Annotated in this window: 21 protein-coding genes and 1 pseudogene; 13 read left to right on the forward strand and 9 right to left on the reverse strand. The window is 62.1% G+C overall.

All coding sequences use genetic code 11. The features are described from left to right. The first annotated feature begins 80 nt into the window (after nt 1–80). The 4 genes from M2397_RS15755 to M2397_RS15770 are packed head-to-tail and all read left to right on the forward strand — an operon-like array spanning nt 81 to nt 4,686. The gene (locus M2397_RS15755) at nt 81–785 is read left to right on the forward strand and encodes an ABC transporter ATP-binding protein (protein WP_167655675.1); all 705 of its coding nucleotides are present in this window, start codon (nt 81–83) and stop codon (nt 783–785) included. Continuing rightward, entirely contained in the window at nt 782–1,981 is a 1,200-nt protein-coding gene (locus M2397_RS15760) for an ABC transporter permease (RefSeq protein WP_145337650.1), read from the forward strand. The genes M2397_RS15755 and M2397_RS15760 overlap by 4 nt, the downstream gene beginning before the upstream one ends. Further along, nucleotides 1,974–3,452, forward strand: a complete 1,479-nt coding sequence (locus M2397_RS15765) for a TolC family protein (RefSeq protein WP_259243978.1) — start codon at nt 1,974–1,976, stop codon at nt 3,450–3,452. Before M2397_RS15760 ends, M2397_RS15765 begins: the two co-directional genes overlap by 8 nt. Continuing rightward, nucleotides 3,442–4,686, forward strand: a complete 1,245-nt coding sequence (locus M2397_RS15770) for an efflux RND transporter periplasmic adaptor subunit (protein ID WP_259243980.1) — start codon at nt 3,442–3,444, stop codon at nt 4,684–4,686. Before M2397_RS15765 ends, M2397_RS15770 begins: the two co-directional genes overlap by 11 nt. A 20-nt stretch (nt 4,687–4,706) precedes the next feature. On the opposite strand, the gene M2397_RS15775 is transcribed toward M2397_RS15770, so the two are convergent. The 7 genes and pseudogenes from M2397_RS15775 to M2397_RS15810 all read right to left on the reverse strand — a co-directional run bounded on the left by M2397_RS15775 (nt 4,707) and on the right by M2397_RS15810 (nt 11,345). Next, nucleotides 4,707–6,101, reverse strand: a complete 1,395-nt coding sequence (locus tag M2397_RS15775) for an FAD/NAD(P)-binding protein (protein ID WP_259243982.1) — start codon at nt 6,099–6,101, stop codon at nt 4,707–4,709. 12 nt (nt 6,102–6,113) lie between these two features. Next, nucleotides 6,114–6,677, reverse strand: a pseudogene (locus tag M2397_RS15780) (ABC transporter ATP-binding protein); the annotation flags it as partial. A gap of 181 nt (nt 6,678–6,858) precedes the next feature. Then, nucleotides 6,859–8,292 carry an LLM class flavin-dependent oxidoreductase gene (locus tag M2397_RS15785; protein WP_259243983.1) on the reverse strand — a complete coding sequence of 478 codons (1,434 nt, stop codon included), beginning with the start codon at nt 8,290–8,292 and terminating at the stop codon, nt 6,859–6,861. Further along, nucleotides 8,292–8,618: an acyl-CoA dehydrogenase gene (locus M2397_RS15790; RefSeq protein WP_167655679.1), complete on the reverse strand. Its 327-nt coding sequence runs from the start codon at nt 8,616–8,618 to the stop codon at nt 8,292–8,294. Before M2397_RS15790 ends, M2397_RS15785 begins: the two co-directional genes overlap by 1 nt. A 12-nt stretch (nt 8,619–8,630) precedes the next feature. Then, nucleotides 8,631–9,827 (reverse strand): SfnB family sulfur acquisition oxidoreductase, encoded by a 1,197-nt coding sequence (locus M2397_RS15795; RefSeq protein ID WP_259243984.1) that lies wholly within the window; start codon nt 9,825–9,827, stop codon nt 8,631–8,633. A 456-nt stretch (nt 9,828–10,283) separates the two neighbouring features. Beyond that, complete coding sequence (locus M2397_RS15805) at nt 10,284–10,628, reverse strand: hypothetical protein (protein ID WP_131698088.1); 345 nt, start codon at nt 10,626–10,628, stop codon at nt 10,284–10,286. 153 nt (nt 10,629–10,781) lie between these two features. After that, nucleotides 10,782–11,345, reverse strand: a complete 564-nt coding sequence (locus M2397_RS15810) for a helix-turn-helix domain-containing protein (protein ID WP_131698089.1) — start codon at nt 11,343–11,345, stop codon at nt 10,782–10,784. Nucleotides 11,346–11,438: 93 nt separating this feature from the next. On the opposite strand from M2397_RS15810, the gene M2397_RS15815 reads away from it, so the two are divergent. The 9 genes from M2397_RS15815 to M2397_RS15855 all read left to right on the forward strand — a co-directional run bounded on the left by M2397_RS15815 (nt 11,439) and on the right by M2397_RS15855 (nt 19,925). Continuing rightward, on the forward strand, nt 11,439–12,368 hold the full coding sequence (locus tag M2397_RS15815) for a DMT family transporter (protein ID WP_131698090.1): 930 nt from the start codon (nt 11,439–11,441) through the stop codon (nt 12,366–12,368). A 124-nt stretch (nt 12,369–12,492) separates the two neighbouring features. Then, complete coding sequence (locus tag M2397_RS15820) at nt 12,493–15,414, forward strand: monovalent cation/H+ antiporter subunit A (protein WP_259243988.1); 2,922 nt, start codon at nt 12,493–12,495, stop codon at nt 15,412–15,414. Next, complete coding sequence (locus tag M2397_RS15825) at nt 15,414–15,758, forward strand: Na+/H+ antiporter subunit C (RefSeq protein ID WP_003192163.1); 345 nt, start codon at nt 15,414–15,416, stop codon at nt 15,756–15,758. Before M2397_RS15820 ends, M2397_RS15825 begins: the two co-directional genes overlap by 1 nt. Then, nucleotides 15,755–17,437 carry a monovalent cation/H+ antiporter subunit D gene (locus M2397_RS15830; RefSeq protein WP_167655684.1) on the forward strand — a complete coding sequence of 561 codons (1,683 nt, stop codon included), beginning with the start codon at nt 15,755–15,757 and terminating at the stop codon, nt 17,435–17,437. The genes M2397_RS15825 and M2397_RS15830 overlap by 4 nt, the downstream gene beginning before the upstream one ends. Next, entirely contained in the window at nt 17,434–17,922 is a 489-nt protein-coding gene (locus M2397_RS15835; RefSeq protein ID WP_145337642.1) for a Na+/H+ antiporter subunit E, read from the forward strand. Before M2397_RS15830 ends, M2397_RS15835 begins: the two co-directional genes overlap by 4 nt. Beyond that, nucleotides 17,919–18,197, forward strand: coding sequence for a K+/H+ antiporter subunit F (locus M2397_RS15840; protein ID WP_024076217.1), 279 nt, complete (start codon nt 17,919–17,921; stop codon nt 18,195–18,197). Before M2397_RS15835 ends, M2397_RS15840 begins: the two co-directional genes overlap by 4 nt. Continuing rightward, complete coding sequence (locus tag M2397_RS15845; protein WP_027606290.1) at nt 18,194–18,532, forward strand: Na+/H+ antiporter subunit G; 339 nt, start codon at nt 18,194–18,196, stop codon at nt 18,530–18,532. The genes M2397_RS15840 and M2397_RS15845 overlap by 4 nt, the downstream gene beginning before the upstream one ends. A 115-nt stretch (nt 18,533–18,647) precedes the next feature. Continuing rightward, a complete protein-coding gene (locus M2397_RS15850; RefSeq protein WP_259243991.1) occupies nt 18,648–19,208 on the forward strand; it encodes a dihydrofolate reductase family protein in 561 nt (186 codons plus the stop codon). A gap of 18 nt (nt 19,209–19,226) precedes the next feature. After that, complete coding sequence (locus tag M2397_RS15855) at nt 19,227–19,925, forward strand: peptidase E (protein ID WP_259243992.1); 699 nt, start codon at nt 19,227–19,229, stop codon at nt 19,923–19,925. 490 nt (nt 19,926–20,415) lie between these two features. Here the strand turns inward: M2397_RS15855 and cysS are convergent, their stop codons facing one another. Both cysS and M2397_RS15865 read right to left on the reverse strand, forming a co-directional pair. Beyond that, nucleotides 20,416–21,804 carry a cysteine--tRNA ligase gene (cysS, locus tag M2397_RS15860; protein ID WP_145337639.1) on the reverse strand — a complete coding sequence of 463 codons (1,389 nt, stop codon included), beginning with the start codon at nt 21,802–21,804 and terminating at the stop codon, nt 20,416–20,418. Between the two features lie 20 nt (nt 21,805–21,824). Next, a complete protein-coding gene (locus tag M2397_RS15865; RefSeq protein WP_131698096.1) occupies nt 21,825–23,525 on the reverse strand; it encodes a glutamine--tRNA ligase/YqeY domain fusion protein in 1,701 nt (566 codons plus the stop codon). Nucleotides 23,526–23,748 lie beyond the last annotated feature (223 nt).

Below are 23,748 nucleotides of genomic sequence, written 5' to 3' on the forward strand. Positions count from 1 at the left end.
AACCAGCTAGCTCCCGAACTTGTTACAAAGATTTACAAAGGGGGCAGGACGGCGGCGTCGAGACTGCAGGCGTAGTCACGATGACAGATACCCGCGCGCACCCAGGCTTGATTTCCCTGCAAGGTATCGGCAAGCGCTATCAGCTCGCCGGGCAGGAACTGACCATTCTCAATGAGGTGTGCCTGTCCATCGATCGCGGTGACAGCTGCGGCATCCTCGGCGCCTCGGGCTCCGGCAAAAGCACCCTGCTTAATATCCTCGGCCTGCTGGACCTGCCCAACAGCGGCCAGTACCACTTTGCCGGGCACGATATTTTCAGTGCTTCCCCGGACGAGCTGGCGGCGATCCGTAACCAGCAGATCGGTTTTGTGTTCCAGAGCTTCAACCTGCTGCCGCGCCTCAGCGCCCTGGACAACGTCGCCCTGCCCCTGAGTTATCGCGGCGTGTCCCGGCATGAATCAGTGGCGCAGGCCCTGCGCATGCTCGAACAGGTCGGGCTGGCGGAGCGCGCCCATCATCGTCCCGCCGACCTCTCCGGCGGCCAGCGCCAACGTGTGGCGATTGCCCGAGCATTGGTGGGCAAGCCTTCGGTGATCCTGGCCGACGAGCCCACCGGCAACCTCGACAGCAGCACCGCCCAGGACATCATGGACCTGCTCCTGGCCCTGAACCGCGAGCAACAGGTCACGTTGATCATCGTCACCCACGACCCGCATATCGCCGCGCGCCTGGAGCGCAGGATACTGGTGCGCAATGGCGTGGTACACGAGGCCGACCGCCTATGAGCCTGCGGGTCGAACAGAGCTTCAGCCAATTGCTGCATGAAGCCTTCGTCAGCCTGCGCACCCTGGGCAAGCGCTCGGTCCTGGCCCTGCTGGGCATCGTCATCGGCAGTTCGTCGGTGGTGGCGCTGATCAATATCGGCCATAACGCGGCGGTGGATGCCGCGATGATTTTCAAGGACATGGGCACCGACACCCTGGTCGCCCAGTTCCCGCCCAAGGGCAGCAGCACCGTGCCGACGCCCGCGAAGCTCGACCTGGACGCCGTGCGCCAAGCCGTGCCGGGCATTGCCCATATCGGCGCACTGACCTTGTTCAGCGGGCCCATCGTGTTCCATGGCCGCACCACCAACGCCAACCTCGTCGGCAGCACACCGGACATCCAGGCGGCGATGCGCCTGGTGGTACGGCAGGGGCGCTTCCTGTCGAGCTTCGACGCCAACGAAACCTACGGCGTGATCGGTGACCAGGTGGCCCAGGCCCTCGGAACGCCGGGCGATCCGCTGCAACTGGGCGACCGCGTGCGCATCAACGACTACCTGTTCCTGGTGGTGGGCATTCTGCAGAACCAGCCCAGGGCAATGCTGATGCCGGTACAGGCCAACGATTCGTTGTTCATTCCCGCCGAAGGCATGCGCCGCATCTATGCCATGCCGCAGATCGGCAATGTGATCATCCGCGCCGCGCCCGGCCAGGACATGGAGCGCATTGCCAAGGAAGCCGCCAGCGCCTTGCAGACCCAGCTCACCGACCACACTGTCGACATCCAGGTGCCCCAGCAAATGATCGACGGCATGACCCGGCAAAGCCGCACGTTCGCCTACCTGCTGCTGGCCCTCGGCGCCATCTCCCTGGTCGGCGGCGGTGTGGGGGTGATGAATGTGATGCTGATGAACGTGTCGGAGCGCCGTCGTGAGATCGGCATTCGCATGGCCCTGGGCGCTCGCCAGCGCGACATCCGCAACCTGTTCCTGCTCGAAGCCGTTACCCTCACCGCCGTCGGCGCGCTGTGCGGCGCGGTACTCGGGATGACCGCCGCATGGCTCTATGCCTGGCTGTCGGGCTGGCTATTTGACCTGGCCGCTGCCGCCCTGCCCCTGGGGGTGGGCAGTACGTTGCTGGTGGGCCTGTTCTTTGGCATCTACCCGGCTGTCTCGGCCTCACGGTTGCAGCCGGTGGAGGCCCTGCGTGATGAATAAATGGCTCTGGCTACTCGCGCTGATCAGCCTGCCCGTCGGGGCGGCCGATGTGGTCATCAAGCCGTCGGCGCCGAGTACCACCCGCAGCGGTTACGACCGGGGCGTGTCCTTGAATGCCCAGGTCACCACCATGACCCTGGGTGACGCCGTGTACCTGGGCCTGCGCAACAACCCGGCGATCCGCAGCGCTTACCTGCAGCGGGTCGCGCAGAAATTCGACCTGCGTGTCGCCGAAGACGTGTTCAACCCCAAGCTCACCCTCAACAGCTATTACCGCAGCACCCGCGGCTCCCAGGACAGTGCGCGCAATGCCAACGTGGCGCCGGCCACCAGTTTGCTCAGTGAGTACGGCACCCGCTTGAGCATGGCCTGGACCCAGCAATTGAACAACGCCGACCGCGCCGGCCGTTACCGCAGCGACGGCCTTGACCTGGCGATCATCCAGCCGTTGATGCGCGGTGCCGGCTGGGACGCCACCACCGCACCGCTGCGCCTGTCACGCCTGTCGGAGCAGGCCAACCGCCTGAACCTCAAGGCGACCGTGGCGCAAACCATCAGCCAGATCATCGCCACCTACCGCGAACTGCTGCGGGCCCAGGAGCAACTGAGCATCGTGCAGGACGCCCTCAAGCGCTCCGGCACGCTGCTTGAAGTGAACAAGGCGTTGATCAGCGCCGGGCGCATGGCCGAGTTCGAAATCGTGCAGACCGAAGCCGACATCGCCACCCAGCAACTGGGCGTCGAAGAAGCGCAGAACCAGCTCGACACCAACCGCCTGGCCTTGCTGCGCCTGCTGGCCCTGGACCTGTCCACACCAATTCGCGCCAGCGAAGCCCTGGAGGCCAAGCCCATGCAGATCGACAAACGCCAGGCCTTCAACCTCGCGCAGACCCAGCAACCGGAATACCTCGCCGCCCTGCTCGGCAGCCAGCAGGCCGACCTCAACCTGGTGATCGCCAAGGACTCCGGGCGCTGGCAGGTGGACCTGGTGGCCGGCGCGAACCAGATACGCGACGCCTACAATAACGACGGCGGCAGCACCAACAACCGCACCTGGGACAGCTACGCCGGGGTGCAGGTGCAGATCCCCATCGGCGACATCAGCACACGCCAGGCCGAAGTGCGTGCGCGGGTCAACGTGGAGGACCAGGAGATCCGCATCACCGACGCCCGCCAGGAACTGGAGCGCAGCGTCAACGACGTGGTGCGCGACCTCGGCACCCGCTGGCGCCAGTATGAAATCTCCCAGCGCGCGGTGGAGTTGTCGCGGCGCAAGATCGAGATCGAACGGGAAAAGCTCAGCGCCGGGCGCTCCACCAACTTCCAGGTGCTGAGTTTCGAGACCGACCTGCGCAATGCCGAAAACGCACAGCTCAACGCGCTGATCGCTTATTTGAACGCCCAGACCCAGCTCGACTTGACCCTGGGCATGACGCTGGAAAGTTGGGAAATCGCCCTCAATGACTATTAAACAGAAAGGCCTGCTGGGCGCTGTATTGATCGTGCTGCTGGCGGGCGCCGGGCTGGCCCTGCGCAGCCCGGCCGAAGGCCCGGCTGCCACCGGCGAGCAATGGCTGGCGGTCAAGCCCGACCCGCTGGTGCACCAGATCGGCCTGGTGGGCAAGATCGAACCCGACACCACCCTCACCCTCACCGCGCCGTTCGACGGCAATGTGCAGGCCAACCTGGTGGAGCAAGGCCAGCGAGTCGAGGCCGGCCAGGTCCTGCTGCGCATGGACCCGGCCACCCTTGAAGTACAATTGCGCGACGCCCTCTCCGCCCAGCTCAAGGCAAGGCGCACCGTGCAGGAAATGCAGGACTGGGACAGCGGCCCCACCGTCAGCCGTGCGCGCCGCAGCCTGCGCACCGCCGAGATGACCGCCGGCAACACCCAGCGCAAACTCACCGAAAGCGAAAATCTGTTCAAGCGCGGCATCATCCCGCGCAACGAGCTGGACGACCTCAAGCAACAGACCCAGCAACAGCAGCTGGACCTCGCCGCCGCCCGCAGCGAACTGCAACAGGCCCTTGATCAGGGCAAGGGCGAGTACCGCCAGATCGCCGACATGGAACTGACCAACGCCACGGTGAAATACGAGGCCTTGCGCACCCTGCTCGAAGGCAAAGAGGTGAAGGCGCCGTTCTCCGGCATCGTGGTGCCCGCGCCCGGCAATAATGCGCCTCAAGGCGGCGGCAACGCGAACGCGCCCATTCAGGCCGGCAGCAGGGTCAGCCAGGGCCAGGTGCTATTCGGCCTGGCCAATATCGAGCGGCTGAAGATCGTCGCCAAGGTCTCCGAGCTGGACATCAACCAGTTGCACCAGGGCCAGGCGGTGGAAGTGCTGGGCGATGGTTTTGACGGCGAACGGCTGAGCGGCTCGGTGAGCGTGGTCAGCGGCCTGGCGATTGCCGGCGACAGCCAGGGCAGCGCGCAGTTTCCGGTGACCCTGTCGATCCCCAGGCTGACCCCGCAACAGTTGCAGCGCGTGCGGCTGGGGATGAGTGCGCGATTGACCATCGTCACTTACAACAACGCGCAGGCGATGGTGATTCCGAGCGAGGCAATCCAGGCGGATAGGACGGTGGAGTATCGAGAAACGATGGATAAGCCGGTGGAGCGCGTGAAGGTGACCACCGGGCAATCGACGCCGCAGGGGGTGGAAGTGTTCGGCCTAAAACCCGGCTTCGTAAAGACCTCAAGATAAATGGAGATCCCCTCCCTCATTTAGAAATGCGCCAACTTCGATGCCAGTACCTTGGCCTGAAGGGCAACATCGGTTACTGCCGTGCTCTCCCACCACATCCCCCGCAACGGCGGGCCCATGGCGAACAATCGCGCGCTGACCTGGCCCTGGGCATCCAGCACTGCGCCGGAGGTGTCCGCCGCAATCCCCAACGCCAACGGCCCGGGCGTGATCAGCCCGCGCTTGAGCAACTGCTGCGGCAACGGCCGGGCCACGCGGCGCCAGTCGTATTCGATGCCGCTGGAGTTGATCAGCGCTGCGCCCGATACCTGGGTGATCGCCTGTTCGCCCCGATAACGCAAACGAATGGTCACGCCCTCACCCGCAGGCTCCAGCCCCTTGAACGACGCCGCACGAATCCGCAACCGCCCCTCTTCATGCAGCCTTGCCACCAACTGCGCACTCAACGGCGGCGAGCGGTGGTGATGGCTTTCCCACCAGGGCCGTACATGCCGCACGAACTGACGTTTCTGGCCCTCGCTGGCCTGGCTCCACAAACGCCCGATATGGGCGCGCACGGTGTCCAGTGGCGCCTGCCAATCGATACCCTGCGCCAGCGCCAGGCGGCATTGGCGACGCACCTCGCGCAGCAGTTGTCGCGGGCTGCGCAAGGCGTGGTCAGCGGCGAGGAAATCGTCCCAGCCCGGCGGTTGCCGGCGCACATGGGGCAACAAACCGTGGCGTGAAAACACCTCGATGGGCCCACGGTGCCCGGCCTGGTCCAGGGACACCACGGAGTCCACCATGGTCAACCCGGAGCCGATGATCAGCACGGGCGCCTGCGGGTCGAGGTGGGTCATGGCCTGCACGTCCCAGGGGTCCACGGCGGCGGCGTTCAACCCGCTGGATTCGGTCTGCGGCGTGCGCGCCGCCGGGAACATGCCGGTGGCCAACACCGCGTGGGCACCACGCAGTTGTTGGCCATTGTCGAGGGTCAGCAACACTGAGTCGTCGCCAACTTGCAAGTCGACGACTTCGGCGCGGATATGCTCGACGGTGGACGCCGACAACGCCTTGGCTTCAGCCAGCCGTTGCTGCGCATACAGGCCAAAAATCCCGCGTGGCGGGAACAGTTCGCTGATGGGCACGTGCTGCTGGTCCGACTCGGGCCAACCGCCGGCGCCTATGTAGTCGGTGAGCCATTGGGTCAGGTCATCGGCATTGTCCGGGTCGACGCTCATGCGCGCGGCATTGCCGTTCAGGGTGTGGCCCAGTTCGACGGCGCTGTAGGCCTCGCCACGCCCGAGTTCGGCGCGCGGTTCGATCACCAGGATCCGGCGCTGCCCAGGCAGGCGCAGCAGTTGCACCGCCAGCATCGTGCCGCTCAGGCCGCCGCCGATGATCAGGACATCAGCGTTGCGGAGGGATTCAGTCATGCACATTCGCCTTTACTGTTTACCCAGATAAATATCGTGCAAATCGCCCCGCGCCAACAGCTCGGCGGCGCTGCCACTCAAGGCCACGCGCCCAGTATCCAGCACGTAGCCCTGGGACGCATCGTTGAGCGCGACGTGGATGTTCTGCTCGGCGATCAGGAAGCTCACCTGCTGCTCGCGGTTGAGCTGCGCGATGATCTCGAAGATCTCCTGCACGATCATAGGCGCCAAACCCATGGACGGCTCGTCGAGCAGTACCAAAGTAGGATGGGTCATCAATGCGCGGCCAATGGCGACCATTTGCTGCTCGCCGCCGGACGTCAGGCCGGCGCGGGTGTGACGTTTGGTCTTGAGCCGGGGGAACCAGGCGTAGATGCGCTCCAGGTCTTGCTCCATGGCCTTGCGGCTCAGGCGCCGCACAAAGCCGCCGCTGCGCAGGTTGTCTTCCACGGTGAGCTGGCCGAATACATGGCGGCCTTCCAGCACATGCACCATGCCCTGGCGCACGCGCTGGCTGGGGTCGACGCCGGCGTATTCGAGCAGGCCCCGGCTGACCTCGGCGCGTTCGGCACGCAAGTTGTGCCCAGTGTTGCAGGTGTTCCAGGAGGGCCGTTGGTTCGTGCACGCTCATAGGGGGTTGCTCCTATTGGGGGGTGTGCGTGCGGTGGTCCGCTGGTTTGATTATTTGGATCGACACGGGACAACTGTGGGAGGGGCGGTGCGACGATTCGACTTGCTCCCGATGGCGGTGGGTCAGTTAGAACACCTTTAACTGAGCCACCGCTATCGGGAGCAAGCCCCCTCCCACATTGGACTTATGTGCATTCGATAGATCGCGATAGCTGGCGCCCGGGTGGTTCGCGCCCAACCTTGCACCATCGCCCAACAACTTCTCGCGCAACGTGCCCTGGGCGTATTCGGTCTTGTACACGCCACGCTTCTGCAATTCCGGCACCAGCCACTCGACGGCGTCGATAAAGGTTTCATGGGTCAGCGCATAGGCGAGGTTGAAGCCGTCGACGTCGGTCTCTTCGACCCACTCCTGCAACAGGTCCGCCACGGTTTCCGGGCCACCGACGAACAGTGGGCCAAAGCCGCCGATACCGACCCAATCGGCCAGTTCGTTGGGCGTCCAGACCTTGTTCGGATCCGCCGTGGAAAAAGCTTCCACCGCCGATTGAATCGCATTGGTGTGCACGTGTTTGAGCGGTTCATCCGGCTTGAACTGGCTGAAATCGATCCCGGTCCAGCCGGAGATCAGCGCCATCGCGCCTTCATAGCTGACGTAGGATTTGTACTCGTCAAACTTGGCCTTGGCCTTGGCGTCGGTCTCATCGACGATCACCGTCTGCAAGTTGAAGATCAGGATTTTCTTCGGGTCGCGCCCGGCTTCGGCCGCACGGCGGCGGATGTCGGCGACGGTCTTTCTCAGCAGCACCTTGGACGGCGCGGCAACGAACACGCATTCGGCCTGCTCGGCGGCGAACTGCTTGCCACGGCTGGAGGCACCGGCCTGGTACAGCACCGGCGTGCGCTGCGGCGAGGGTTCGCACAGGTGGATGCCGGGCACCTGGAAATGTTTACCGACGTGGCGAATTTCGTGGATCTTGCTCGGGTCGCTGAAAATCCGACGTTCGCGGTCGCGCAGTACCGCGCCCTCTTCCCAACTGCCCTCCCAGAGCTTGTAGCAGACCTCCAGGTATTCCTCGGCGTAGTCGTAGCGTGCGTCGTGTTCGGTCTGGGCTTTCTGGCCAAGGTTCTTGGCGCCGCTTTCCAGGTAGGAGGTGACGATGTTCCAGCCGATGCGGCCCTTGGTCAGGTGGTCGAGGGTCGAGAGACGGCGGGCAAACGGATACGGGTGCTCGAACGACAGCGACGCGGTCAGGCCAAAACCCAGGTGCTCGGTGACCAGCGCCATGGGCGCGATCAGCGACAACGGATCGTTGACCGGCACCTGGGTCGCCTGGCGAATCGCCGCGTCACCATTGCCGTTGTACACGTCGTAGATGCCCAGCACGTCGGCGATAAACAGGCCGTCGAACTTGCCGCGCTCAAGAATCTTCGCCAGGTCGGTCCAGTACTCAAGGTCCTTGTACTGCCACGAGCGATCACGCGGATGCGCCCACAGGCCCGGCGATTGGTGGCCGACACAGTTCATGTCGAAGGCGTTCAAGCGGATTTCACGGGACATCACAGCACTCCGTTGAGGTGGTAGTTGCCGACGACCTGGTATTTCCAGCGTAACGGATCATCCAGGGTCGGTGGCAGCGCGGTGCGTTGGCCGGTCAGTTCGAATTCGGTGTTGCTGGCAAAGAGCAAGGCTTCGGCGGCGGCGATCTGCGCTTCGGTGACGGCGACCGGGCTTGGATCGGTTTCGGCGCGTTCAAGCAAGGCGGCCGCGACATCCACGCGAATCTGCCAATCGCCGAAGCGGCTGATCACGTAGGGGTCGTCGCTTTTCTCGACAGTGCGTCGAGTGCTTTCCAGCAATTGGCGCGCTTGATTCAGGGCAGTCATGGATAAGGCTCCTCAGTTCCAGGCGTGGCGCGCAGGCTTGACGCCGTTGAGCACGTAATTGCCGATCAGGTGGTATTTCCAGCGGGCCGGGTCGTGCAGGGTGTGGGTCCGCGCGTTGCGCCAGAAGCGGTCGAGGTTGTGCTTGGCGGTGACCGAGCGGGTACCGGCCAGTTCGAAGAGTTTGCTGCTGGCGAGCAAAGCGGTTTCGGCCGACAGGACCTTGGCCTGGGCGACGACCAGCGAGGCCTGGGCGACGGTGTCTTCATTCGGTTCGGCGAGGGCCCGGTCGACGGCCAGACCGGCCTTGGCGAGGATCGCTTCGGTGCCGTGCACACGCCATTGCAAATCACCGATGGCGGCGATGGTGAACGGGTCCTGCCAACCGTGATCCTGCTGGCTGTCGATCCACGGACGGGCCTGGCGCGCGAAAATTTTTGCCTGCTCAAGGGCGCCGAGGGCAATGCCGGTGTCGACAGCAGCCTGGATGATTTGCGAAATCGGCCCATCGGCTGTGGGTTGGTCAAACGCCAGGTGGGCGGGAATCACCGCGCTCAAGGGTACGGTCACGCCGTCGAGTGTCACGCCGCCGCTGGCGGTGGTGCGCTGGCCGAAGCCGTCCCAGTTGTCGATGACGGTAAGGCCTGGCGCATCGCGCTCGACGAGGCCGATGAACGCCTGACCCTTTTCGTTATTACCCACGGTGGGCACGATATGCGCGAACAACGCGCCGGTGCAGTAGAACTTCTCGCCGTTGATTTGCGCGGTGTCGCCGTGAAAGCGGATCTGCGTATCGAAGGTGCCGGCGTTTTTGCTCTTGGCCTCGGAGAAGGCGTTACCGAAGCGATAACCCGCCAGGACCTTGCCGAAGTAGTGGCGCTTTTGTTCCTCGGTGGCGGTTTGCAGGAGGATGTCCACCACGCCCAGGTGGTTCTGCGGGATTTGCCCCAGGGACGGGTCGGCGGCGGAGATCAACTTGATTACCTCGGCCACCGTCACATAGGACACCTCGGCGCCGCCATAGGCCTTGGGAACGGTGATACCCCACAGGCCGCTGGCGGAAAATTCGTCAAGTTCGGCAACGGGCAGGCGACGCTCACGGTCACGCTCGCTGGCGTCGACGGCAAAGCGTTGGGCCAGGCGCTTGGCGACCTCGATGGCCTCCGCGTCCGAGCGGATGATATGGGCAGGTTGTTGAGGGTGGGCAGACATGGGCCGACTCCAGGCTCCGATGGGATACTGGAGTGTTTGCAGGAGTCGTGCCTGAATTTAATCGTCAGTAAAATCAGGCGGTTGCTGCGTAAACAGGCGCACAACTGCAGTTTCAAACCAGCAAAGTGTCCATCCACTGTTGGCTGGCAAACAGTTAGATCACCACATTGCGCACAAAGCGCACGGCGACGTCGCCGTCACTGCGATAGGCATGGGGCTGGTGGCTGGCCGTTGAGGGATGGCATATCGGAGTTAAAGCGGGACTTTCAATAAACCAGATATTCGAAAGAAATACGGGGCTAGGCGGTCAAGCCGAGAAAAAATTATCCCAATAGTGTGGCGCCGTAAGCACTTGCGCCGGCTACGATCTTGTTCCGACTCATTCGATACCCAACTTTAATACTCAGGGCGATGGCCCTGAGTATTGGCACCACTGGAGCCTATAGCAATCCAAGATCATCTCGACACGCTATATGTGTTCTCATCAGAGTAACCCAGTACTTCATCATTGAGCATAACAAAATAACTGGCAACGACGGACTCCGTAAGGAATACGATATCAAACTTTAAAACAGCCTCATAACAGGGCTCCAACTTCTCAACCTCAAACCAGGAAGATGCAGTACCGTTTCCTTTCACACTCCAGTAAACCTTATGCCCTACCGATATCCCTGGATACTGCGGAATAACAATCCGACCTTTGCCACCGGTCACCTCGCTGTACTTCACAGTCTTGCCATCAGAGGGTCTTATTTCTGGAGCGGGTAACAGCTGCTCCCTTAGTAGGTGTTTTGATTTCATCAGTACTTCCTCCATGAGGTGATAAAAACCACCCAACATTCACTGGTTTAGCATGAATCGACTTTATTGAGTGGCAACACCGACTCTAGTCCCCTCTCCAAAGAATGTAAGCTGTGAAATCTGACAGTTGACAGGCATAAATAACACTGATCGTCAGATCACTATATTTCTCACGAACCGCACTACCACACCCTCTGAGTTGCGATAAGAATGAGGCTGGTGGCTGGGAAACATGAAGAATTCGCCGGCATTGATGGCGTTTTCCTGCTCGCCCACCACCAACGTCAAGCTGCCTTCGAATACGAACACCTGCACGCTCCAACCTTCCGGGTCCGGCTCGGGGCTGTAGCGGTCCCCCGGCTCCAGACGCATTTCCCACAGCTCGACTTCGCGCCGGGCGTGAGCCCTAGCGAGCAACACCGCCTTGCTGCCGGGAATCTCACCCGCCCAGGCCAGTTCATTGATGCGGCTGTGATCGCGCACATCCGGCGCCTGGATCAGGTCGCTGAACGCCACATCCAATGCTTCGGCCACGCGATCGAGGGTGGACAGGCTGACGTTCTTCTCCCCCGCCTCGATGGCAACGAGCATGCGCCGGCTGACCCCGGACTTTTCCGAGAGCGCGGTCTGGCTCAGGTCGGCGGCGTGGCGCAGGCGACGAACGTTCTGGCTGACGTGCTGCAGGACCGAGGCCCGTTGTGGATTTTCTTTGTGCACTATATTGCTCATTGGGTGGGTGTGCGCAGTATACTGCCCAGCGTGCGGCGCATTGTGCGGTCCGTGCCTTTCCCATGCAAGACCAGAGCCGCCATGACTGCCCCGACCTCCCCTTCGCGTTTCAACCGCTTCAGCAAAGCCGAATGCATCCTGGTGTTTATCACCATGATTTGGGGCGGCACGTTTTTGCTGGTTCAGCATGCCATGACCGTGAGCGGGCCGATGTTTTTCGTGGGCCTGCGCTTTGCGGCGGCGGCGATTGTGGTCGGGTTCTTTTCCTTGCGTACCTTGCGCGACCTGACGCTGTTCGAACTGAAGGCGGGCGTGTTTATCGGCGTGGCGATCATGTTCGGCTACGGCTTGCAGACCATTGGCCTGCAGACGATCTTGAGCAGCCAGTCGGCGTTCATCACTGCACTGTATGTGCCGTTTGTGCCGCTGCTGCAATGGCTGGTGCTGGGCCGTCGCCCGGGGTTGATGCCGAGCATTGGCATCATGCTGGCGTTTGCCGGGTTGATGTTGTTGACCGGACCGGCGGGGGCTTCGCTGAATTTCAGCCCAGGTGAAATCGCCACCCTGATCGGTGCCGTGGCGATAGCGGCAGAGATCATCCTGATCAGTGCGTTCGCCGGGCAAGTGGACGTACGCCGGGTGACGGTGGTGCAACTGGCGACGGCGTCGCTGCTGTCGTTCCTGATGGTGGTGCCCATGGGCGAAGCGTTGCCAGGGTTCTCGTGGCTGCTGCTGTTCAGCGCGGTGGGCCTGGGCCTGACCAGTGCGGTGATCCAGGTCGCGATGAACTGGGCGCAGCAGAGTGTTTCGCCGACGCGAGCCACGTTGATCTATGCCGGTGAGCCGGTGTGGGCAGGCGTAGTCGGGCGTATCGCCGGCGAGCGGTTCCCGCCGATTGCGATGCTGGGGGCGGCATTGATCGTGGTGGCGGTGATTGTGAGTGAGATGAAGACAAAAGGGCAAAAAGCCATCGAGCTGCAGGATGCGAGGGAACAGGAGCAACAGGGCTAGGGTCCGAAACACTGCCAAATGGGATTATTCGACCTATCTTGTAGGATCCTGCCACATCTTGCCGTTTGGTGATCGTGAAAGCGGCACGTATGATGCATCCCAAACTCCCGCAGATTAGAAGCCTATGTCCCTGATAGTTCTACTGCTTCTGCCGTTCATTGGCAGCTGTCTAGCGGCCTTGCTGCCGCACAATGCACGTAACACCGAATCCCTGCTGGCTGGCCTTGTGGCCCTGGTGGGAACCGTTCAAGTCGCCCTGCTCTACCCCCAGATCGCCCACGGTGGCGTGATCCGCGAAGAATTCATGTGGTTGCCCAGCCTTGGGCTGAACTTCGTGCTGCGCATGGATGGGTTTGCCTGGCTGTTCTCGATGCTGGTGCTCGGCATCGGCGCGCTGGTGTCTCTGTATGCGCGCTACTACATGTCACCGGACGATCCGGTGCCGCGTTTCTTCGCATTTTTCCTGGCCTTTATGGGCGCGATGCTCGGGCTGGTGATTTCCGGCAACCTGATCCAGATCGTGTTCTTCTGGGAACTGACCAGCCTGTTCTCGTTCCTGTTGATCGGCTACTGGCACCACCGCGCCGATGCGCGTCGTGGTGCGTACATGGCGTTGATGGTCACCGGCGCGGGCGGCTTGTGCCTGCTGGCCGGGGTGATGCTGCTGGGGCATATCGTCGGCAGCTATGACCTGGATCGGGTGCTGGCCGCCGGCGACCAGATTCGCGCGCATTCGCTGTACCCGGTGATGCTCGCCCTGGTGCTGATCGGCGCCCTGAGCAAAAGCGCGCAGTTCCCGTTCCACTTCTGGCTGCCCCATGCCATGGCCGCACCGACCCCGGTGTCAGCCTATCTGCACTCGGCGACGATGGTGAAAGCCGGCGTGTTCCTGCTGGCCCGCCTGTGGCCGTCGCTGTCCGGCAGCGAAGAATGGTTCTGGATCGTCGGCGGTGCCGGCGCGCTCACCCTCCTCCTCGGCGCTTACTGCGCCATGTTCCAGAATGATCTCAAAGGCCTTTTAGCCTATTCCACCATCAGCCACCTCGGGCTGATCACCCTGCTGCTGGGCCTCAACAGCCCGCTGGCCGCTGTCGCCGCCGTGTTCCACATCCTCAATCACGCCACTTTCAAGGCCTCGCTGTTCATGGCGGCGGGCATCATCGACCACGAAAGCGGCACGCGGGACATCCGCAAACTCAGCGGGCTGGTGCGGTTGATCCCGTTTACCGCGACCCTGGCGATGGTGGCCAGCGCATCCATGGCGGGCGTGCCATTGCTCAATGGTTTCCTGTCCAAAGAGATGTTCTTCGCCGAAACCGTGTTTATCTCGTCAACCCAATGGGTGGAAATCGCCCTGCCCATGATCGCGACCATCGCCGGTACGTTCAGCGTGGCCTACGCCCTGCGCTTTACCGTGGATGTGTTCTTCGGCCCGCCCGCCACCGACTTACCCCACACGCCTCACGAACCCCCGCGCTGGATGCGCGCCCCGGTTGAGCTGCTGGTATTCACTTGCCTGCTGGTGGGGATCTTCCCGGCCCAGGTGGTCGGTTCGATCCTCGCCGCCGCAGCGCTGCCGGTGGTCGGCGGCGTGCTGCCGGAATATAGCCTGGCGATCTGGCATGGCTGGAATGCGCCGATGATCATGAGCCTGGTGGCCATGTCCGGTGGCGTGGTGCTCTACCTGCTGTTGCGCAAACAACTCAAGCGCGGCCGCTTCAAGTACCCGCCGGTCATCAGCTACTTCAACGGCAAGCGCGGCTTCGAGCGCAGCCTGGTGGTGATGATGCGCGGCGTGCGCAGGATCGAGAAACGCATCAGCACCAAGCGCCTCCAGACCCAATTGTTCCTGTTGGTGATCGTCGCAGTGATCGGCGCCATGATCCCGATGATCAACAGCGGCCTTACCTGGGGCGACCGGCCGAAGATCCCGGGCTCCATCGTGTTCGTCACCCTGTGGCTGCTGGCGATCGCCTGTGCCCTGGGCGCCGCCTGGCAAGCCAAGTATCACCGGCTCGCGGCCCTGACCATGGTCAGCGTGTGCGGCCTGATGACCTGCATCACCTTCGTGTGGTTCTCGGCGCCAGACCTGGCGCTGACGCAGTTGGTGGTAGAAGTCGTCACCACCGTGCTGATCCTGCTGGGCCTGCGCTGGCTGCCTCGGCGGATCGAAGAGGTATCGCCACTGCCCGGTTCGCTGCGCAAGGCCCGCATCCGTCGTCTGCGCGACTTCCTGCTGTCCACCGTGGTGGGCGGCGGGATGGCGTTGCTGTCCTACGCGATGCTGACGCGCCAGACGCCCAACGATATTTCCTCGTTCTACTTGAGCCGCGCCCTGCCCGAAGGGGGTGGCAGCAATGTGGTGAACGTGATGCTGGTGGACTTCCGTGGCTTCGATACCCTCGGCGAAATCACCGTACTCGGCGCCGTGGCGCTGACCGTCTACGCCCTGCTGCGGCGCTTCCGCCCGTCCAAGGAAAGTATGCAACTGCCCTCGCAACAGCGGCAGTTGGCACCCGACGTGGCCACTGACCTGGTCAACCCGCGCCAGGCCAGCGACACCGCACTGGGCTTCATGATGGTGCCGGCGGTGCTGGTGCGCCTGCTGCTGCCGATTGCGCTGGTGGTGTCGTTCTACCTGTTCATGCGCGGCCACAACCAACCGGGCGGCGGGTTTGTCGCCGGCCTGGTGATGTCGGTGGCGTTTATCCTGCAATACATGGTCGCCGGCACCCAGTGGGTCGAGGCGCAGATGAGCCTGCGGCCGATGCGCTGGATGGGCTTCGGCCTGTTCTCGGCGACGCTGACCGGGATCGGCGCGTTGTTTGTCGGCTACCCGTTCCTCACCACCCACACCTGGCATCTCAGCCTGCCGCTGCTGGGCGATATTCATATCGCCAGCGCCTTGTTCTTCGACGTCGGCGTATACGCCATGGTCGTCGGCTCGACACTGCTGATGCTCACCGCCCTCGGTCACCAGTCGGTGCGTGCGCATAAACCGAGCAACCAGGCCAAAGTAGTCGCCGCCACCGAAGGAGCCGCCTGATGGAAGAAGTCATCGCAATTGCCATTGGGGTCCTGGCAGCCTCCGGCGTCTGGTTGATCCTGCGGCCACGGACGTTCCAGGTGGTGATGGGCCTGTGCCTGCTGTCCTACGGGGTCAACCTGTTCATTTTCAGCATGGGCAGCCTGTTTATCGGCAAGGAGCCGATCATCAAGGACGGCGTGCCGCAAGACCTGCTCAACTACACCGACCCCCTGCCCCAGGCCCTGGTGCTCACGGCCATCGTGATCAGTTTCGCCATGACTGCGCTGTTCCTGGTGGTGCTGCTGGCGTCACGGGGCCTGACCGGCACTGACCATGTGGACGGCCGGGAGCCCAAGGAATGAATTGGGTCAACCAACTGATCGTCGCCCCCATCTTGCTGCCGTTGCTCACCGCCGCGCTGATGCTGATGCTCGGTGAAAAACGCCGCCCGCTCAAAGCCAAGATCAATCTGTTCTCCAGCCTGATCGGTCTGGGCATTGCCGTTTTGCTGCTGTACTGGACGCAACAAGGTGGCCCCGGCTCGATTGGCGTCTACCTGCCGGGCAACTGGCAGGTGCCGTTCGGTATCGTGCTGGTGGTGGACCAACTCTCGGCATTGATGCTGGTGCTCACCGGGATCATCGGCGTGAGTGCGCTGCTGTTCGCCATGGCCCGTTGGGACCGTGCCGGTACCAGCTTCCATGCGCTGTTCCAGATCCAGATGATGGGCCTGTACGGCGCGTTCCTCACGGCGGACCTGTTCAACCTGTTCGTGTTCTTCGAGGTGCTGCTGGCGGCGTCCTACGGCTTGATGCTGCACGGCTCGGGCCGGGCGCGGGTATCGTCGGGCCTGCATTACATCGCGATCAACCTGCTGGCGTCGTCGTTGTTCCTGATTGGCGCGGCGATGATCTACGGCGTCACCGGTACGCTGAATTTCGCTGATCTGGCGCTGAAAATCCCACTCGTGCCCGAGGCCGATCGCGGCCTGCTGCATGCCGGTGCGGCGATCCTCGCCACCGCATTCCTGGCCAAGGCCGGCATGTGGCCGCTGAACTTCTGGCTGGCCCCCGCCTACTCCTCGGCCAGTGCGCCGGTGGCGGCGATGTTCGCGATCATGACCAAGGTCGGCGTGTACACCGTGCTGCGCCTGTGGACCCTGCTGTTCTCCGGCCAGGCCGGCGCGTCGGCATTGTTCGGCGGCGACTGGCTGGTGTACGGCGGCATGGCCACGATCATCTGCGCGGCGCTGGCGATGCTGGCGGCGCAGCGACTGGAGCGCATGGCCAGCTTGAGCATCCTGGTCTCGGCCGGGATCCTGCTGTCGGCCGTTGGTTTCGCCCAGCCAAGCCTGACCGCCGGAGCGCTGTTCTATCTGGTCAGCTCCACGCTGGCGTTGAGCGCGCTGTTCCTGCTGGCCGAATTGATCGAACGTTCGCGCTCGGCCAACGACCTGCCGCTGGATGAAGAGATCGACGCACTGCCCAAGGCCATGGAATCCCTGCATCCGCGCCCTGGCGTCAACCTGGATGATGAGCAGAAAGCCGTGGTCGGCCAGGTAATCCCGTGGACCATGGCCTTCCTTGGCTTGAGCTTTGTCGCCTGCGCCCTGCTGATTATCGGCATGCCGCCGCTGTCCGGGTTTATCGGCAAGCTCAGCCTGCTGAGTGCGCTGGTTAATCCTCTGGGCCTGGGCGTCAGCGTGGATGAACCTGTTCGTCCTGCGGCCTGGGGTTTGGTGGCGCTGTTGATCCTCTCTGGTCTGGCCTCGCTGATTGCTTTCGCCCGCCTGGGCATCCAGCGTTTCTGGACCCCGGAAGAGCGCCCATCGCCCTTGCTGCGCCGCTATGAATGCGTGCCGATCTTCTTCCTGCTGGGCCTGAGCATCCTGCTGACCTTCAAGGCCGAGCCGCTGATGCGCTACACCCAGGCTACTGCCCAGAGCCTGAACAATCCGGAGAACTACGTCATGGCGGTGATGGCGACCCGCCCGGTTCCAAGCCCCGAAGCCAAGACCGCCGCCCTGGAGGTGCAACCATGAAGCGCCTGTTGCCTGCCCCGTGGTTGTCGCTGGCATTGTGGTTGCTGTGGCTGGTGCTGAACCTGTCCGTCAGCCCCGGCAACCTGCTGCTGGGCGCGCTGCTGGGCTTTCTCGCACCGCTGCTGATGGCGCCGCTGCGCCCGCTGCCGATCCGCGTCCGCCGCCCCGGCGTGATCATCCGCCTGTTCTTCGTGGTCGGCCGCGATGTGATCGTCTCCAACCTGCAAGTGGCCTGGGGCGTGCTGATGTGCGGTTCACGCCCACCGCGTTCGCACTTCGTCAAAATCCCCCTGAACCTGCGCGACCCCAACGGCCTCGCCGCCCTGTCGATGATCACCACCGTGGTCCCCGGCACCATCTGGTCGGAACTGGCGCTGGACCGCAGCATCCTGCTGCTGCACGTGTTCGACCTGGAGGATGAAGCGGCGTTTATCGAACACTTCAAAAGCGCCTACGAGCGGCCATTGATGGAGATCTTCGAATGAGCCCCCTGCTCTCCAATGCGATCCTGTTCAGCCTGTTCCTGTTCTCACTGGCCATGGTGCTGACGTTAATCCGCCTGTTCAAAGGCCCTTCAGCTCAAGACCGGGTACTGGCGCTGGACTATCTGTACATCCTGGCGATGCTGATGATGCTGGTGCTCGGTATTCGTTATGCCAGTGACACCTACTTTGAAGCGGCGCTGCTGATTGCGCTGTTCGGCTTCGTGGGCTCGTTTGCCCTGGCGAAATTCCTGCTGCGTGGGGAGGTAATTGAATGATGCCGTTATGGATGGAAATCGTCGTCGCGGTCCTGCTGGTGTTGAGCAGCGTGTTCGCACTGATCGGCGCGATTGGCTTGCTGCGCATGAAAGACTTCTTCCAGCGCATGCACCCGCCTGCACTGGCCTCGACGCTGGGCGCGTGGTGCGTGGCGTTGGCGTCGATCATCTACTTTTCGGTGCTCAAGTCCGGGCCGGTGTTGCACGGGTGGTTGATACCGATTTTGTTGGCGATCACCGTGCCGGTGACCACGTTGCTGCTGGCGCGTACGGCGCTGTTTCGCAAGCGTATGGCCGGTGATGATGTACCGGCTGAGGTCAGCAGCCGCCGCTGAGCCCTGGGAACGATCCTTGATGTGAAATCCCAGGCTTTAATTGAAAAATTAATTTTTTAAAATCAGCAAGTTATGGCTATCTTCACGTCCAAGCGCACAAAAGGGAGTTTTCGCCATGGATCTCAAATGCTCCGTCTTTATCGCAGCCAGCGTCGACGGCTTTATTGCTCGCCCCGACGGTGATATCGAATGGTTGCACAAACCGGAATACGAAACCGCCGAGTTGAACGGCGTGACGTATGAGCGCTTCATCGCCACGGTCGATGCGCTCGTGATGGGCCGCAAAACCCTGGAGAAAGTCTTATCCTTCCCCGAGTGGCCCTATGAGGGGACGCCGGTCATTGCACTCTCCCGCCAGCGACTGGAGCTACCGGCGCATTTGGAGGGCAAGGTCGAGGTCATGGCGGCAGAGGTAACCTCACTCGTGGCAATGTTAGCCGAACGCGGTATGAAGCATCTCTATATCGACGGTGGCCAAACGGTCCAGGCGTTTCTTGAAGCGGGCCTGGTCAATGAGCTGATCATTACGCGTATCCCGGTATTGCTGGGGCAAGGCATTCCACTGTTCGGCCAGGTTGGCAGTGAGCGTGGGCTTCGCCATGTCGGAACCCACGTGTCGGACAATGGTTTTGTTCAGAGTCGATATCAACTGATAGCAGGCACTCGCGCCGCGTAACACGGACTGGAGGTCAGGATGACTAAACATATTATTGTCATTGGCGGCGAGTCCGCTGAAGACATGCAGCGCATGACCCGCATCGACGAACATATCGTCGCTTCATCCGGCAAGGCCCATCCCACGGTTCTCTATATCTCCACCGCCAACGGCGACGACCGTGTAAAGATTGCCGACTTCACGGCCAAATATGAGAGCGCTGGTTGCAACGTACGCACGCTGGCATTTTTCATTCCACCCTTTCCCAGCCCAGATCATATTTCGTCGTTGATTGAGCAAGCCGACATCATCTACGTGGCAGGCGGGAATACCCGTGCCATGTTGGCTATCTGGCGTGAGTTTGGGACAGTGGACCTTCTGAAAAAAGCATGGGAAAACGGCAAGGTCCTGTGTGGTGTCAGTGCAGGGGCGATTTGCTGGTTTGAGTACGGGCACTCCGATTCAGGGGGAGCGTTCGCCCTGATTGCCGGCCTGGGTTTTCTGCCAGGAGCGCTGTGTCCGCATTTCAGTTCAGAGGCGGGAAGAGAAACTTCGTTTGTTGAGCTTGTCCGGCTCAAAGGTACACAACCCGCCTACGCAGCCGATGATGGCGTAGCCCTGCATTTCAAGGACGGCAGATACCACGAGACGATTCATAACGACGCGACAAAGAGTGCTTATGACGTCACTACGGCACCTCCGTATCTAACACAGCTTTCGCAGGTTTCCAGCGGCTAGATCCATCCCTTTTCCAGATGCAGTCCTCTGAAGAAACAGACCATGAGCCCAAGCCCCCTCCTGTACTTGATCGCCGTGGGCAGATAGAAAGCAGCCCCGCTGCAGATCTCATGGATACCGCCAATCCCCTGTGGGAGATGTCGAGCTTTAGCGAGGCTTCGAAGACGGCGGTACTGTTGGCAGGTATGTTGGCTGACCCACCGCTATCGGGAGCAAGCCCCCTCCCACACTTGATCGTTGTTGACAGGTAGAAAGCAGCCCGGCTGTAGATCTCAAGGATACCGCCAATCCCCTGTGGGAGATGTCGAGCTTTAGCGAGGCTTCGAAGGCGGCGGCACTGTTGGCAGGTATGTTGGCTGAGCCACCGTTATCGGGGGCAAGTCGAATCGTCGCGCCGCCCCTCCCACACGGGATCGGATGAGCCGCTCACTAAAACGGTATGCAAAAAAACGCCCCGAACCAGTCGGGGCGTTTTTCATTCAGCAGTCAATCAAGCCTGATCAGCCAACCGCCATGTCGTCCCGCCCTTCCCATCTTCCAACACCACACCCATCGCGGTCAGTTGGTCACGGATACGGTCGGATTCCGCCCAGTCTTTGTTGGCACGCGCCGCCAAACGCGCCTGGATCAGCGCATCGACCTCAGCCGCATCCACACGCCCTTCAGCGCCGGCTTGCAGGAAGTCGTCGGCTTCCATCTGCAACACACCCAGCACGCTCGCCAGTTCTTTCAGGCGCGCCGCCAGACCCGCTGCCGCGTCGAGATCAGTCTCACGCAACCGGTTGATCTCGCGCACCATCTCGAACAGCACGGCGCAGGCTTCGGGGGTGCCGAAGTCGTCGTTCATGACTTCGGTAAACCGTGCCACGAACGCTTCGCCGCCCGCCGGTGCAACAGCGGGCAAGCCTTTCAACGCGTGGTAGAACCGCTCCAGGGCGCCCTTGGCGTCCTTGAGGTTGTCTTCCGAGTAGTTGATGGCGCTGCGGTAGTGGCTGGACACCAGCAGGTAACGCACCACTTCCGGGTGGTACTTTTCCAGCACGTCGCGGATGGTGAAGAAGTTGTTCAAGGACTTGGACATCTTCTCGCCATTGATGCGGATCATGCCGCAGTGCATCCAGGCGTTGGCGTAGGTCTTGCCGGTGGCGGCTTCGCTCTGGGCGATTTCGTTTTCGTGGTGCGGGAACTCGAGGTCGCTGCCGCCGCCATGAATGTCGAAGGTCTCACCCAGGCAGCAGGTGGACATCACCGAGCACTCGATGTGCCAGCCCGGACGCCCGGCGCCCCACGGCGATTCCCAGCTCGGCTCGCCGGGCTTGGTGCCTTTCCACAGTACGAAGTCGAGCGGATCCTGCTTGGCTTCGTCGACTTCGATACGCGCGCCAATGCGCAGGTCTTCGATTTTCTTGCGCGACAGCTTGCCATAGCCCATGAACTTGGCGACGCGGTAGTACACGTCGCCGTTGCCTGGAGCGTAGGCGTAACCCTTGTCGATCAGGGTCTGGATCATCGCGTGCATGCCAGGGATGTGGTCCGTGGCACGCGGCTCCATGTCCGGCTTGAGGATGTTGAGGCGCGCCTCGTCCTCGTGCATGGCGGCGATCATGCGCTCGGTCAGCGCGTCGAACGACTCGCCGTTTTCATTGGCGCGGTTGATGATCTTGTCGTCGATGTCGGTGATGTTGCGCACATAGGTCAAGTCATAGCCGCTGAAACGCAACCAGCGGGTCACCAGGTCGAAGGCAACCATGCTGCGGCCGTGGCCGATGTGGCAGTAGTCGTACACGGTCATGCCGCACACGTACATGCGCACCTTGTTGCCATCCAGCGGCTTGAAGACTTCTTTGGTCTTGCTGAGTGTGTTGTAGATCGTTAGCACGACAGTTCCTTAAAACAGAATCACTGGCCCCACGAATCACGCAAGGTCACGGTACGGTTGAATACCGGCTGACCAGGTTTCGAGTCCTTGATATCCGCGCAGAAGTAGCCTTCGCGCTCGAACTGGAAACGGTCTTCCGGCTGTGCGTCGCCCAAAGAGGGTTCGGCACGACAACCGGTGAGAACTTGCAGGGAGTCTGGGTTGATGTTGTCGAGGAAACTGGCGCTGTCTTCGGCCTTCTCAGGGTTCGGCGAACGGAACAGGCGATCGTACAGGCGCACTTCGCACTCGATGCTGGCAGCGGCCGGCACCCAGTGGATCACGCCCTTGACCTTGCGGCCTTCAGGGTTTTTGCCCAGGGTTTCCGGGTCGTAGGAGCAACGCAGTTCGACGATGTTGCCATCGGCGTCCTTGATCGCTTCGTCGGCACGGATCACGTAGCTGCCGCGCAGGCGCACTTCGCCGTTCGGCTCCAGGCGCTTGTAGCCTTTGGGCGGCTCTTCCATGAAGTCATCGCGGTCGATGTAGATTTCACGCGAAAACGGCAGCTTGCGCACGCCCAGTGCTTCGTTCTGCGGATGACGCGGCAGTTCGAGGTGGTCGACCTTGTCTTCCGGGTAGTTGGTAATCACGACTTTCAACGGACGCAGCACGCACATGGCGCGCGGCGCGTTCGCGTCGAGGTCCTGGCGGATGCTGAACTCGAGCATGCCGTAGTCGACCACACCGTCGGAGCGGTTGGTGCCGACCATCTCGCAGAAGTTGCGGATCGACGCCGGGGTGTAGCCGCGGCGGCGGAAGCCCGACAGGGTCGACATGCGTGGGTCGTCCCAGCCATTGACGTGCTTTTCATCCACCAGTTGCTTGAGCTTGCGCTTGCTGGTGATGGTGTAGTTGAGGTTCAGGCGGCTGAATTCGTACTGACGCGGGTGCGCCGGTACAGGCAGGCTGTCCAGGAACCACTCGTACAGCGGGCGATGGCTCTCGAACTCCAGGGTGCAGATGGAGTGGGTGATGCCTTCGATGGCGTCCGACTGGCCGTGGGTGAAGTCGTAGTTCGGGTAGATGCACCACTTGTCGCCGGTCTGGTGGTGGTGGGCGTGGCGGATGCGGTACATGATCGGGTCGCGCAGGTTCATGTTCGGCGAGGCCATGTCGATCTTGGCGCGCAGCACGCGGGCGCCGTCCGGGAACTCACCGGCGCGCATGCGGGCGAACCAGTCGAGGTTCTCTTCTACCGAACGGTCGCGGAACGGGCTGTTCTTGCCCGGTTCGGTCAGCGTGCCACGGTATTCCTTGGCCTGCTCCGGAGTGAGGTCGTCGACGTAGGCCTTGCCGGCCTTGATCAGCTCGACGGCCCAGTCGAACAGCTGGTCGAAGTACTTGGAGGCATAGCGCACTTCACCGGACCACTCGAAGCCCAGCCACTTGATGTCGCTTTCGATGGCGTCGATGTATTCCTGGTCTTCCTTGGCCGGGTTGGTGTCGTCGAAACGCAGGTGCGTGACGCCACCGAACTCCTGGGCCAGGCCGAAGTTCACACAGATCGACTTGGCGTGACCGATGTGCAGGTAGCCGTTGGGCTCTGGCGGGAAGCGGGTGACGATCTGCGTGTGCTTGCCCGAATCCAGGTCCGCCTGGATGATCGGGCGCAGGAAATTGACCGGGACGGCAGGTCCGGCCTTGGAATTCGAGGTAGGGTCGACAGTGGGCTTGCTCATAGGATCCTTGAACAGACAGGTTCGTGGCCGGTTGGGGCCAGATAAAACAAAGGCGATATCATAGCTGATGCTGTCAAGACACTGACAGGTCACGACCAAAAACTGCTGCTTTAATTAACCGGGCGGTAAAAAACCACCTCGAAATTCCTGCCGGGCACGCTAAACTGCGCGCCTTGGCCGCCGTTTAGCCAGACAGGTAAGGCGCCCCAGGCGTCCAAACCCA

The organism is Pseudomonas sp. BIGb0381 (assembly GCF_024809815.1).
In the GTDB taxonomy this organism is placed as follows: domain Bacteria; phylum Pseudomonadota; class Gammaproteobacteria; order Pseudomonadales; family Pseudomonadaceae; genus Aquipseudomonas.

Bases quoted from the DNA above. Each gene is read 5' to 3' on its own strand.
- M2397_RS15755 (WP_167655675.1), top strand. From the start codon at position 81: ATGACAGATACCCGCGCGCACCCAGGCTTGATTTCCCTGCAAGGTATC.
- M2397_RS15760 (WP_145337650.1), top strand. From the start codon at position 782: ATGAGCCTGCGGGTCGAACAGAGCTTCAGCCAATTGCTGCATGAAGCC.
- M2397_RS15765 (WP_259243978.1), top strand. From the start codon at position 1,974: ATGAATAAATGGCTCTGGCTACTCGCGCTGATCAGCCTGCCCGTCGGG.
- M2397_RS15770 (WP_259243980.1), top strand. From the start codon at position 3,442: ATGACTATTAAACAGAAAGGCCTGCTGGGCGCTGTATTGATCGTGCTG.
- M2397_RS15775 (WP_259243982.1), bottom strand. From the start codon at position 6,101: ATGACTGAATCCCTCCGCAACGCTGATGTCCTGATCATCGGCGGCGGC.
- M2397_RS15785 (WP_259243983.1), bottom strand. From the start codon at position 8,292: ATGTCCCGTGAAATCCGCTTGAACGCCTTCGACATGAACTGTGTCGGC.
- M2397_RS15790 (WP_167655679.1), bottom strand. From the start codon at position 8,618: ATGACTGCCCTGAATCAAGCGCGCCAATTGCTGGAAAGCACTCGACGC.
- M2397_RS15795 (WP_259243984.1), bottom strand. From the start codon at position 9,827: ATGTCTGCCCACCCTCAACAACCTGCCCATATCATCCGCTCGGACGCG.
- M2397_RS15805 (WP_131698088.1), bottom strand. From the start codon at position 10,628: ATGAAATCAAAACACCTACTAAGGGAGCAGCTGTTACCCGCTCCAGAA.
- M2397_RS15815 (WP_131698090.1), top strand. From the start codon at position 11,439: ATGACTGCCCCGACCTCCCCTTCGCGTTTCAACCGCTTCAGCAAAGCC.
- M2397_RS15820 (WP_259243988.1), top strand. From the start codon at position 12,493: ATGTCCCTGATAGTTCTACTGCTTCTGCCGTTCATTGGCAGCTGTCTA.
- M2397_RS15825 (WP_003192163.1), top strand. From the start codon at position 15,414: ATGGAAGAAGTCATCGCAATTGCCATTGGGGTCCTGGCAGCCTCCGGC.
- M2397_RS15830 (WP_167655684.1), top strand. From the start codon at position 15,755: ATGAATTGGGTCAACCAACTGATCGTCGCCCCCATCTTGCTGCCGTTG.
- M2397_RS15835 (WP_145337642.1), top strand. From the start codon at position 17,434: ATGAAGCGCCTGTTGCCTGCCCCGTGGTTGTCGCTGGCATTGTGGTTG.
- M2397_RS15840 (WP_024076217.1), top strand. From the start codon at position 17,919: ATGAGCCCCCTGCTCTCCAATGCGATCCTGTTCAGCCTGTTCCTGTTC.
- M2397_RS15845 (WP_027606290.1), top strand. From the start codon at position 18,194: ATGATGCCGTTATGGATGGAAATCGTCGTCGCGGTCCTGCTGGTGTTG.
- M2397_RS15850 (WP_259243991.1), top strand. From the start codon at position 18,648: ATGGATCTCAAATGCTCCGTCTTTATCGCAGCCAGCGTCGACGGCTTT.
- M2397_RS15855 (WP_259243992.1), top strand. From the start codon at position 19,227: ATGACTAAACATATTATTGTCATTGGCGGCGAGTCCGCTGAAGACATG.
- M2397_RS15865 (WP_131698096.1), bottom strand. From the start codon at position 23,525: ATGAGCAAGCCCACTGTCGACCCTACCTCGAATTCCAAGGCCGGACCT.